Source organism: Sphaerospermopsis reniformis, assembly GCF_005402885.1.
Lineage (GTDB): Bacteria > Cyanobacteriota > Cyanobacteriia > Cyanobacteriales > Nostocaceae > Sphaerospermopsis > Sphaerospermopsis kisseleviana.
In genome coordinates, this window is record NZ_BJCE01000010.1 from 40,344 (window position 1) to 50,368 (window position 10,025).

Here is a 10,025-nt window from a genome sequence, read left to right on the forward strand (position 1 = left end):
TTCATATAGAAATAATATCAGAGGTAATGTAAATCTTATTGTGAGTTTAACTTTACTTTCAGGTTAAGCATAATTAACAAAATTTTTTGTAAATAAAGGTAAATAAAATTGATCCCTAATAGTTTATGCTGCGTTTTGTGTAGTTTTTCACCAAAATAGCGTAAATATGAAATAATTATATTTGTATAGCTCTAACATCGGTAATTAAGCAGTAGCTGGATTCCTATTTGAAAATAACATCTTTAAATAGGTATAAATTACAACTAAATATCATCAACTTTGAATCATCTGATATCTTGCCAAGATTAAATCTTGAATTGGGGGTGTCGGGTATGGTGTGGGAAAGGGTGATCACTGCTTATCATTACCAAATTGCTATTGAGATAAATGTTTTGTTGCACCAATCATTTATTTGCATGGAAAAGGAGATAAGAACAAATGAAAACCGTAGTTAAGTTAACACAGCAATCTGTTATTAGTGAAATTGAAAGTGTTTTGCATACATACCCCTACCAACCTTATCAACAGGTTTTTGCAGTTCCTGATTTACGTCAAGAGCTAATTTCTTTTGTAATTGATCGTCTTCCTGGTGTTGATAGTCGAGTTTCTGAGACTCAAATATTATTAGCTGAAAATCCCAAAGAGAGTTTTTTCAATCACAAGTTATCCCGTAATCCTTTAGAACAAAAATTACATCTACAAAACTTGATTCACCAAGGGATTTTTTCAATCATGCAAGCAAAAGCAGAGTTTATTAGTCAACACCTTTGTGAAACAATTCAACCAGGTTTTCAACCTTCTAACTGGTTTGGTTGATTTCTGTTAATTCCTAGACAACTTTCGACTATCATCAGATCCCTGGCTTTTTCCAGAAGTCTGGGATCTAACTCAATAGGGTTTACTGAAAAAGTCTTTTTTTATGGCGTTGGAATCACTACTATTTAAGATAAAACGATCAAGCCAAATATTGGAATCAATAAAGTATTTTGTCATTTTACCACCGTTCATTTGCTTCTTCTCTTGTCAGTGGTTGAAAATTAGCAATTTTGATGGGGTTTGCAGTTAAGTTACTAATTATTCCTGTTGCTGGGAATTGTTTCTTTTTGGGGATAGGTTGTAAAATCACAATTTCGACTATTTCCGCGCTGTTTATTTCTTCTTGATATTTCAGGGGAATTTCGATTTTCCCGTGATTTACTTTTGCTTGAAAGTGGATGTTTGTGGTCATTATTGATGTTACTTTATATATTTTGGTTGACTAATTATAGCATATTGTCAGAATCAGGATGTCTAGGATTTAAGGATTTACAGGATGGGGTTATTTTTGGGGATGAAAGGTTAAGGAATCAATCTTTTAATTAACCTTTAATTACCTAAATTAAGAGAGATTGTCAAAGCTAAATTTAATTTTTCTATCAACATTGGTGATAAGATACCTAATTTTTTCTGAAAAACAGATTGATTCACAGTTGCTATTTTATCACTCCTAATTATTGAGCTTTTTTTCAGACCAGTTTCCTGAAAATCATCGTCTTTATCAGAAACTAAAACCCAAGTATCTCGTAAATTACCATCAGGTATTTTTGAGAAAATCCTCAAAATAATTACTTCTTCTCTGTGAATAGCAATAACTAAAGCAGGTCTAAGTTTATTACTGCTTAAATCGCTAAATGGAAAGGAAACTAACCAAATTTCATGAATATTCGGTTCCATCATTATAAATATCCTCTTCTGGATCATTCCACTCTGTAAATCCTGTTTCTGCTAATTTCATAAACTCTCTCATTTCCAAAGTTTTTCTAATTTCTGCAATTAATTCATTAATTTCTTCTACAGGAAATTGGAGAATCATGGCTTTAAGTTCTTCCTTTTTCACTTTCATTATTCACAACTCCTTGTTTTTATTGATTTGTAGCATTGATTTTTCTTTGAAATCATTAGGTAGATTATAGCATATTGTCAGAATCAGGATGTCCAGGATTTAAGGATTTACAGGATGGGGTTATTCTTGGATATTAGTGTTAAGGTGCGTTAATATAACGCACCATTATTTATCACCACCAAAAGTTAACGATAACTTTAAGTAACTCTTTGTAGATAAGAATATTGAGAATTTTCTAACACTTTTAGTATTTGCTGAAACTTTCTCAGAGTATAAGTTTGTTGCTTATATTCCTCTTTTGAGGGTAGAGTATCACCTTCACCTAATTTCTCTAGCATAGCTATACTTTCTTCAACAATTGCTTCTTTAAAAAAATCTATTAATCTTGTTCGATTACTGATTTTACCCTTATCCAAATCAACTACTTCAATATCATCTGCTTCTCCATCTTCTATATTGATTTTTTGTTTGCGGGATGTTCCTATTTCTGAAAAATCTGATTTAGTGAGCTTTTGATAAAATTCACTAGATAATTCAATAGTGACAGGTGATACACCATTTTTGCTGTAAAACTTAATGTCTAACATTATTCAAATTCCTCCGCTTCAGATTCTAAAAATTGTCTTTCTTCGATATTTTCAGCCCAAGCAATACCAGCTTGATCTAAAAGTTTTTTGGCATTATCTGAAATTCTACCTGTGGTTAATACTCCACTGACACAACCTTTGGATATAATTGCTTTTACATCCCCTGGATAAATAGTTGTTTTTCGGGCTTTTATTTCAATATATTTCATAAGGTAATTATTGATTATACTCTTGTTGTATTTTCCGAATCATTTCTTGTACTCTCGGTTCATCTTCAGGATTAATCAATAATATATCTCCATTAGGATCATTACCAGTAGTTCTTTGACATTCAATTCCTTCTGCTTTCAGTTTTTTAATCAACCAGCCAATCATATTTTTATGAATGAGTAGTCTTTCCATCATCTTATCTTCATCAGTTTGATCAGTCATTACCAATTAGCTCCTTTTTGGTTGCTGCAAGATGTTCAGAAGTTGAAAACCCTTGTGAAAAGAGTTCTATGATTTTCTTTTCAATTAGACTTTGTTCCACATTTTTGCATAAAAAATCAATATAAATCTCTTTGTAAAAATTCTTTACATCCCCCGCAGTTAAATTTCTTTGTTGATAAAGATCATATAGCTGTTTTTTGATTTCTAGAGCAGGAGAATATTTAATTGTATCACCCAAAACTTCTAAATAATTGTTAAAAGAAGTTACATCCATTTGTGTCTGCATCTCTTTTTTTAAAGAGAATCGCCTCACAACTGCTGTATCAATTGACTGTGGAATATTGGTAATTCCAAAAATCAAAAGTTTGTTATCTTTACTAGGATGAAGTTTATCTAATTCTAGCATGAGAGTTGTCATAGCTCTTCTGATAGCATCATGTTCTTGAGTTCTACTTCTACTCATACAAAAAGTATCTAATTCATCTAATAATAAAAATACAGAAGAATCTTTTTTGCATTTACTTTTTAAATCATCAAAAATATCTCCTATATTACGTGAAGACTGACCTAAAGCTGGATCAAGCATCCGTCCTATATCAATATAATAAAAGTTAATCTCAGGGGTAACTTCTCGTTTTAACTTATCAAACAATGAATAACATAGCGTTGTTTTACCAGTATTAGGAACACCATAAAGTAAAACTGATGGTGTTAAATCATAGTAGCTAAAATTCTCAATTTGCTTTTGATCTGCTGTTAAACAGATTTTGCAGAAATTAAAAAGATACTCAAACAAATCATCTACTCCAAAAAGTTTCTGATGATTTATTTTATGTCTAATTTCAGCAGATGTTAACTGTATTAACCCATTACTCATTAGATTTACAAGTTAAAAATTTGATTTTGACAATAAAGTATTATACCTCGATTAACAAAAATTAATTGCCACATATCATAAAAATTTAATATTTCTTATATTTTTTTTAAAAAGCGTAGATAAAGATACATCTACCTTTTTATGATTTTAGGACTTACGCATTGACAGGATCAACCAAATATGGGGTATGGGTTTCGGGTACTTTAACATGATTTTTTGATGATTTTTGAGCGATAGCGAAGCACTGCTGCAAGCAGTTCGCTATTGATCGGAAGTTAATCGCCAAAAGCCTGAAACGACGGATTTTCGTTCATGCACATGATGGTGAGTTTGTACAGTGCGTAAGTCCTAGATTTTTATATTAATTCTGATGTTAACAAGCTAGTCCAAAAATCCCAATTTTTACGTACAATTATTATACCAAAACTAATATAAGATTTGAATATATCTTTGCCGTTTTCCCATCCAGTTTTACAATCATGAACCAAACATAAACGCAAAGAAAATATTATTAACATAATCAGTAATCCAATTATGTAATAATAAAAATCTAAACCTATTATAATCAACGATGTAGAAAGCATAAAAAAGATAATAAAGAGTTTTAAAAAACAATTCCAAACAACTTTCATAATTACCTCACTTTAGTGTTTTACAAAAATTACAATCAATCATGTTTTTATTGGTTGTCAAGCAAGTTTTACTACTCACTTATATTGCTACCGCAGTTGATATTACTCATTAAAAATATTGTGTGTCACTATCATAACCTACATTATTAAAACCTAAGCCACAGCAAATTCTGTAAACTTCCGAGTTTCAGGATCATGAAAAGCTAAAACAATATCTTCCTTTGGTACACCTTCCCTTAATAACTCAGTTGCAATACCTTCTTCTGTCCAATCTTCCTCAATGTAAATTTTCTCATTTTTAATTCTCACATAAACAGTAATACCTCTAATTTTATGATCATTCTGCCAACCTGTTTGAAACCAAAGATATTGATCTCTTTGTTCATCAAATGCTAATATACTATCAACACCTTCAGGATTAGGTGTTTGTGATGCTAATTGTTCATATTCTGTGAGAATTTTCTTGATCACATTGCGATATAGATTTAATTTCTCCATTGAATTATTTCCTCCTTATTCAAATCAACAACTATTAATCTTAAACCATTTTCTTCTATAATAAACGAAATCGCTTTTTGTAAAAAGAAAGATTTATAAATACCACGACTTACTCCTAAATAAATTTTAGCTTCAGGAAGAATGACCTTTAATAAGGTACGATAAATAATATATTGCCCTAAAGCTGTTTCCAATTCACGCATGGGTGAACGACTGATAAAACTCTTCACTTCCACAATAATCTGTTGTCCATTGCGTTCAATTTCTAAAGTTCTATCAGCTAATAAGTCGGCAAATAATTGGATCTCCTCATATTTAATAGTATAAGGATCACGAATAATCATCCAACCATCTTTGATTAAGGCATTTTTAATTGCTTCATGGTAAGTATCCCTGGCTGACATAAAAGTTAAATTTAGTAAAATTTTTAATAATCTGATTATAAACTATAAACTGTTTATATCTGACAAATTCGTTTACCAGTAACTCCTGTAACAATTCTTTTACAATAAAATAAAGAAAACAAGACATAGCAGGAGAAAAGCTAAATCATGTTAGCAGAATATCAACAACATACCCAAGAACGCGCCCAATTAGGTATTCCCCCCCTTCCTTTAGACGCAAAACAAACATCAGAATTATGTGAATTACTCAAAAATCCCCCCCAAGGACAAGAAGAGTTATTACTACATTTATTACGCGATCGCATACCCCCCGGAGTAGATCAAGCAGCTTACGTTAAAGCAGGTTTTCTCACAGCTATTGCAAAAGGAGAAATTACCAGTCCCCTAGTTTCTCCCCTAGAAGCAGTAGAATTACTAGGTACAATGGTAGGCGGTTATAACGTACAATCATTAATTGATTTACTCAGTTCCTCTGTAGCAGAAAGCGCCGCCACAGCATTAAGTAAAATTTTATTGGTTTATGATGCGTTTCATGATGTATTAGAACTAGCAAAAACCAACAAATACGCCAAAAAAGTGATAGACTCTTGGGCAGCAGCAGAATGGTTTACTTCTCGTCCCACACTCCCCGAAGCTATCACCGTTACGGTTTTCAAAGTTCCTGGAGAAACTAACACCGACGACTTATCACCCGCAACCCACGCTACCACCCGTCCTGATATTCCCCTTCACGCTTTAGCAATGTTAGAAACCCGTCAACCGGGAAGTTTAGAAACCATTGCAGACTTGAAGAAAAAAGGACATCCTGTTGCTTACGTCGGTGATGTGGTTGGTACCGGTTCATCTCGTAAGTCTGCAATCAATTCTGTATTATGGCATTTAGGCAATTATATTCCCTTCGTTCCCAACAAACGGGCAGGAGGTTATATTTTAGGTGGGGCGATCGCACCTATCTTTTTTAACACAGCCGAAGATGCAGGTGCATTACCCATACAATGCGATGTTACCAAAATGGAAACCGGTGACGTAATCACAATTTACCCCTACAAAGGACAAATTACCAAAGCAGGAGAAGTGATTGCCACCTTCACCCTCAAACCTGACACCATTTTAGACGAAGTTCGCGCTGGTGGACGCATTCCCCTATTAATTGGACGTACCCTCACCGACAAAACCCGTCAAGCTTTGGGTTTAGAACCCAGCAAATTATTTATTCGTCCCCAACAACCAGCAGACACCGGAAAAGGCTTCTCATTGGCGCAAAAAATGGTCGGGAAGGCTTGTGGTTTACCCGGTGTACGTCCGGGGACATCTTGCGAACCAATTATGACTACAGTCGGTTCTCAGGACACTACAGGACCGATGACAAGAGACGAGTTAAAAGAACTTGCTTGTTTAGGTTTCAGTGCAGACTTAGTAATGCAGAGTTTCTGCCATACCGCAGCATATCCCAAACCAGTGGATATTAAAACCCATCAAGAATTACCAGACTTCATCTCCTCTCGTGGTGGTGTAGCTTTGCGTCCTGGTGATGGTATCATTCACTCCTGGTTAAACCGGATGTTATTACCGGATACAGTGGGAACAGGAGGAGATTCTCACACGCGCTTTCCTTTGGGTATATCCTTTCCTGCGGGTTCTGGGTTAGTTGCGTTTGCAGGTGCATTGGGTGTAATGCCTTTAGATATGCCAGAATCAGTTTTAGTGAGATTTCAAGGAGAATTGCAACCAGGAATAACTTTGAGAGATATTGTTAACGCTATTCCTTATGTTGCCATCCAAAAAGGATTATTAACCGTCGAGAAAAAGAACAAGAAAAATGTTTTTTCTGGACGGATCATGGAAATTGAAGGTTTACCCAATTTAAAAGTAGAACAAGCATTTGAATTAACAGATGCTTCCGCAGAACGTTCTTGTGCTGGATGTACAATTAAATTGAGTGAAGAAACCATTGCCGAATATTTGCGGTCAAATATTGCCCTGTTAAAAAATATGGTAGCACGGGGTTATTCTGATGCGCGAACCATCATGAGAAGAGTAGCAAAAATGGAAGCATGGTTAGCCAACCCTGTGTTATTATCAGCCGATGGAGATGCGGAATATGCAGAAATAATTGAAATTGATTTGAATGAAATCAAAGAACCAATTGTTGCTGCTCCCAATGACCCTGATAATGTTAAGTTATTATCGGAAGTTGCTAATGATCCTGTACAAGAAGTTTTTGTTGGTTCTTGTATGACAAATATCGGTCATTATCGGGCAACTGCCAAGGTTTTAGAAGGTGCAGGTGAGGTAAAAGCAAGGTTATGGATCGCACCACCTACAAGAATGGATGAACACCAATTAAAGGTAGAAGGTGTGTATGATGTTTTCGTAGGTGCAAAAGCGAGAACTGAGATTCCTGGATGCAGTTTGTGTATGGGAAATCAGGCGAGAGTGGAAGATAATACTACTGTGTTTTCTACCTCTACTCGTAACTTCAATAATCGCATGGGAAATGGCGCACAAGTGTATTTAGGATCGGCAGAATTAGCGGCAGTTTGTGCGTTGTTGGGAAGACTTCCTAATGTGCAGGAATATTTGGATATTGTGGGTGAGAAAATCCATCCTTTTGCGGATAATTTGTATCGTTATTTGAATTTTGATCAAATTGTTGGTTTTGAGGATGAGGGTAGGGTAATTAGTAAGGAGGAACAGGCGGCTTTGGTGTAATTTAGGTTAGGGTGGGTCTTGATGGACTCACCTTGATTTTAAGACGTTGATATTCAATCATCAATTATTAAGATTTTTTACTCTAGCTAAATTCACCTATTTCAGTGGTAAAATGTAATTAATTCACTCAATCAAAAAACTCTAATTGTAAACATTAACAAAAATAAATTGTCAAATATGGTAACTCAAATAGAAATTACAGATCAACGCAAAGAAAATGCGGAACAAGAAATCCGTGAAAAAACAAAGCGTGTTGACTACAACACTTTAGAATACCCCATTGAGATAATTGTTCAAAAATATTTAGATGGAGAAGAGGAAGGTGAAAATGAAATTTTTATTCCAGATTATCAAAGAGAAATGTCTTGGGATGAAGATAAACAATCAAAATTTATAGAATCTCTAATGTTAGGCTTACCAATACCTTATATTTTTGTTGCGGATATATCAGGATCAGAGGATTTAGCCCGTTTAGAAATTATAGATGGTACGCAACGTATTCGTACTTTATCTAAGTTTATTAAAAACCAACTACAATTACAGAATCTTAAAAAATTACAACATCTGAATGGGTTTACTTTTCAAGATTTACCACTACCACGCCAACGACGTTTTAACAGAACTACTATTAGAATGATTCAATTAACAGAAGAAGCAGATGAAGAGATTAGAAGGGATCTTTTCGAGAGAATTAATACTGGAAGTCTTGAATTAAACGCAATGGAGAAACGTAGAGGAGGTCAACCAGGAAAGTGTCTTGATTTAATTGAAGAACTTTCAAAAAATCAACTGTTTAGAGATTTATGTTCCTTTACTGACACTGAAATTAACAAAAGAGATCCACAAGAATATGTATTACGTTTTTTTGCCTTTTTAAATAATTATCAAAATTATGGCAAGTTTGATAACAAAGTTCATGAATTTTTGGATGAATATTTAAAGCAGGAAAATAAATCTGATTTACAAAAAATAAATGATATGAGAAATGAATTTTATGTGATGTTAGAATTTATAGAAAAATATTGCTCCAATTCTTTACATATTTATCGAAAAAATAAGGACTGCTATGAACCTACAACTAGAATTAAGTTTGAATCTATTACAGTAGGTATTGCTTTGGCGTTAAGAGAAAATCCCAATTTAGTGCCAAAATCTACTGCTTTTTTAGATTCTGATGATTTTAAAAAATTAACTAAATCTGATGCTAGTAGTTCTCAAAATAAAGTCATTCGTCGTATTGAATATGTTCGTGATCAGCTTTTAGGTAATTCATGAAAAGTACATTATTTCAAAATTTTGATGAACGCGCCAAAGAAGTTAGTAAATATTTTTACTTCTTAAAAAACCTAGATCAAGGTTCAATTCAATTAAGTATGGGTAATTCTAACAATATCAAAACAAAACCAATAGATGATGATTTAGAAAAGACTCTTAAAGCGACAGGATATTTGTTACTCTACAACCTAGTAGAAGCTACAATGAGTAATGCAATTGAAACAATTTTTGATGAATTAAAAACTCAAAGAGTTTCTTTCGATGACGCGAGAGAAGAAATTAAAAAGATTGTTATTAATCATGTCAGGGATAAAGATATTCAATCAACAGATTCTCTTTTGATAAATCTTAGAAATATTTCGGTTGATATTGTATCAGTTACCTTTGATGCTCTGGTGAAGAAAGAAAATAAGAAAAGACTATTTTCAGGTAATGTAGATGCACAAGAAATAAGAAATACTGCCAAAATTTATGGTTTTTCATACCAAACTAATAAGAGCAAAACTAGAGATGGGATTGATCTACTGACAATTAAAACTAATAGAAATGATTTAGGACATGGTTTTAAGTCATTTGAGGAAGTTGGTAGAGATGCTACTTTGAGGGGGCGACAAAGGAGCTAAAGAGGTTGCTGGATAAGCATTACAGCCCTCAAACCCTGCTGATAAAATGGCATCTTATTGCGAACAGATGCCATCATTTCCAAGACCAATTCTTGGCACTCAT

The 10,025-nt window shown here is 33.6% G+C and carries 13 protein-coding genes; 4 read left to right on the forward strand and 9 right to left on the reverse strand.

All coding sequences use genetic code 11. The annotated features are described in order from the left end of the window. The first annotated feature begins 438 nt into the window (after positions 1–438). Complete coding sequence (locus tag FFR48_RS02815; RefSeq protein ID WP_137666297.1) at positions 439–816, forward strand: hypothetical protein; 378 nt, start codon at positions 439–441, stop codon at positions 814–816. A 178-nt stretch (positions 817–994) separates the two neighbouring features. Here FFR48_RS02815 and FFR48_RS02820 read toward each other — a convergent pair whose 3' ends face one another. The 9 genes from FFR48_RS02820 to FFR48_RS02860 form a co-directional block, all read right to left on the reverse strand. Further along, positions 995–1,228 (reverse strand): hypothetical protein, encoded by a 234-nt coding sequence (locus FFR48_RS02820; RefSeq protein WP_137666298.1) that lies wholly within the window; start codon positions 1,226–1,228, stop codon positions 995–997. 137 nt (positions 1,229–1,365) lie between these two features. Further along, entirely contained in the window at positions 1,366–1,716 is a 351-nt protein-coding gene (locus FFR48_RS02825; protein ID WP_201277566.1) for a type II toxin-antitoxin system PemK/MazF family toxin, read from the reverse strand. Further along, on the reverse strand, positions 1,694–1,882 hold the full coding sequence (locus tag FFR48_RS02830) for a hypothetical protein (RefSeq protein ID WP_137666299.1): 189 nt from the start codon (positions 1,880–1,882) through the stop codon (positions 1,694–1,696). Before FFR48_RS02830 ends, FFR48_RS02825 begins: the two co-directional genes overlap by 23 nt. 197 nt (positions 1,883–2,079) lie before the next feature. Then, complete coding sequence (locus tag FFR48_RS02835; protein ID WP_201277567.1) at positions 2,080–2,469, reverse strand: hypothetical protein; 390 nt, start codon at positions 2,467–2,469, stop codon at positions 2,080–2,082. Next, positions 2,469–2,678, reverse strand: a complete 210-nt coding sequence (locus FFR48_RS02840) for a hypothetical protein (protein ID WP_137666301.1) — start codon at positions 2,676–2,678, stop codon at positions 2,469–2,471. Before FFR48_RS02840 ends, FFR48_RS02835 begins: the two co-directional genes overlap by 1 nt. A 7-nt stretch (positions 2,679–2,685) precedes the next feature. Next, positions 2,686–2,901, reverse strand: a complete 216-nt coding sequence (locus FFR48_RS02845; protein WP_137666302.1) for a hypothetical protein — start codon at positions 2,899–2,901, stop codon at positions 2,686–2,688. Continuing rightward, positions 2,894–3,778 (reverse strand): ATP-binding protein, encoded by an 885-nt coding sequence (locus FFR48_RS02850; protein ID WP_137666303.1) that lies wholly within the window; start codon positions 3,776–3,778, stop codon positions 2,894–2,896. The genes FFR48_RS02845 and FFR48_RS02850 overlap by 8 nt, the downstream gene beginning before the upstream one ends. A gap of 785 nt (positions 3,779–4,563) precedes the next feature. Then, positions 4,564–4,908, reverse strand: coding sequence for a XisI protein (locus FFR48_RS02855; RefSeq protein WP_137666304.1), 345 nt, complete (start codon positions 4,906–4,908; stop codon positions 4,564–4,566). Continuing rightward, on the reverse strand, positions 4,896–5,312 hold the full coding sequence (locus FFR48_RS02860; protein WP_137666305.1) for a XisH family protein: 417 nt from the start codon (positions 5,310–5,312) through the stop codon (positions 4,896–4,898). Before FFR48_RS02860 ends, FFR48_RS02855 begins: the two co-directional genes overlap by 13 nt. A gap of 147 nt (positions 5,313–5,459) precedes the next feature. Between FFR48_RS02860 and acnB the strand changes: the two genes are divergently transcribed. The 3 genes from acnB to FFR48_RS02875 all read left to right on the forward strand — a co-directional run bounded on the left by acnB (position 5,460) and on the right by FFR48_RS02875 (position 9,922). Then, the gene (gene acnB, locus FFR48_RS02865) at positions 5,460–8,024 is read left to right on the forward strand and encodes a bifunctional aconitate hydratase 2/2-methylisocitrate dehydratase (RefSeq protein ID WP_137666306.1); all 2,565 of its coding nucleotides are present in this window, start codon (positions 5,460–5,462) and stop codon (positions 8,022–8,024) included. A 177-nt stretch (positions 8,025–8,201) separates the two neighbouring features. Next, a complete protein-coding gene (locus tag FFR48_RS02870; protein ID WP_137666307.1) occupies positions 8,202–9,299 on the forward strand; it encodes a DUF262 domain-containing protein in 1,098 nt (365 codons plus the stop codon). Continuing rightward, positions 9,296–9,922, forward strand: coding sequence for an MAE_28990/MAE_18760 family HEPN-like nuclease (locus tag FFR48_RS02875; protein WP_162501833.1), 627 nt, complete (start codon positions 9,296–9,298; stop codon positions 9,920–9,922). The genes FFR48_RS02870 and FFR48_RS02875 overlap by 4 nt, the downstream gene beginning before the upstream one ends. The last annotated feature ends 103 nt before the right edge of the window (positions 9,923–10,025 follow it).

Excerpts from the sequence above, each read along its gene's own strand:
- FFR48_RS02825 (WP_201277566.1), bottom strand. The coding sequence starts at position 1,716 with ATGATGGAACCGAATATTCATGAAATTTGGTTAGTTTCCTTTCCATTT.
- FFR48_RS02875 (WP_162501833.1), top strand. The coding sequence starts at position 9,296 with ATGAAAAGTACATTATTTCAAAATTTTGATGAACGCGCCAAAGAAGTT.
- FFR48_RS02840 (WP_137666301.1), bottom strand. The coding sequence starts at position 2,678 with ATGAAATATATTGAAATAAAAGCCCGAAAAACAACTATTTATCCAGGG.
- FFR48_RS02845 (WP_137666302.1), bottom strand. The coding sequence starts at position 2,901 with ATGACTGATCAAACTGATGAAGATAAGATGATGGAAAGACTACTCATT.
- FFR48_RS02835 (WP_201277567.1), bottom strand. The coding sequence starts at position 2,469 with ATGTTAGACATTAAGTTTTACAGCAAAAATGGTGTATCACCTGTCACT.
- FFR48_RS02855 (WP_137666304.1), bottom strand. The coding sequence starts at position 4,908 with ATGGAGAAATTAAATCTATATCGCAATGTGATCAAGAAAATTCTCACA.
- FFR48_RS02870 (WP_137666307.1), top strand. The coding sequence starts at position 8,202 with ATGGTAACTCAAATAGAAATTACAGATCAACGCAAAGAAAATGCGGAA.
- FFR48_RS02830 (WP_137666299.1), bottom strand. The coding sequence starts at position 1,882 with ATGAAAGTGAAAAAGGAAGAACTTAAAGCCATGATTCTCCAATTTCCT.
- acnB (WP_137666306.1), top strand. The coding sequence starts at position 5,460 with ATGTTAGCAGAATATCAACAACATACCCAAGAACGCGCCCAATTAGGT.
- FFR48_RS02815 (WP_137666297.1), top strand. The coding sequence starts at position 439 with ATGAAAACCGTAGTTAAGTTAACACAGCAATCTGTTATTAGTGAAATT.
- FFR48_RS02850 (WP_137666303.1), bottom strand. The coding sequence starts at position 3,778 with ATGAGTAATGGGTTAATACAGTTAACATCTGCTGAAATTAGACATAAA.
- FFR48_RS02820 (WP_137666298.1), bottom strand. The coding sequence starts at position 1,228 with ATGACCACAAACATCCACTTTCAAGCAAAAGTAAATCACGGGAAAATC.
- FFR48_RS02860 (WP_137666305.1), bottom strand. The coding sequence starts at position 5,312 with ATGTCAGCCAGGGATACTTACCATGAAGCAATTAAAAATGCCTTAATC.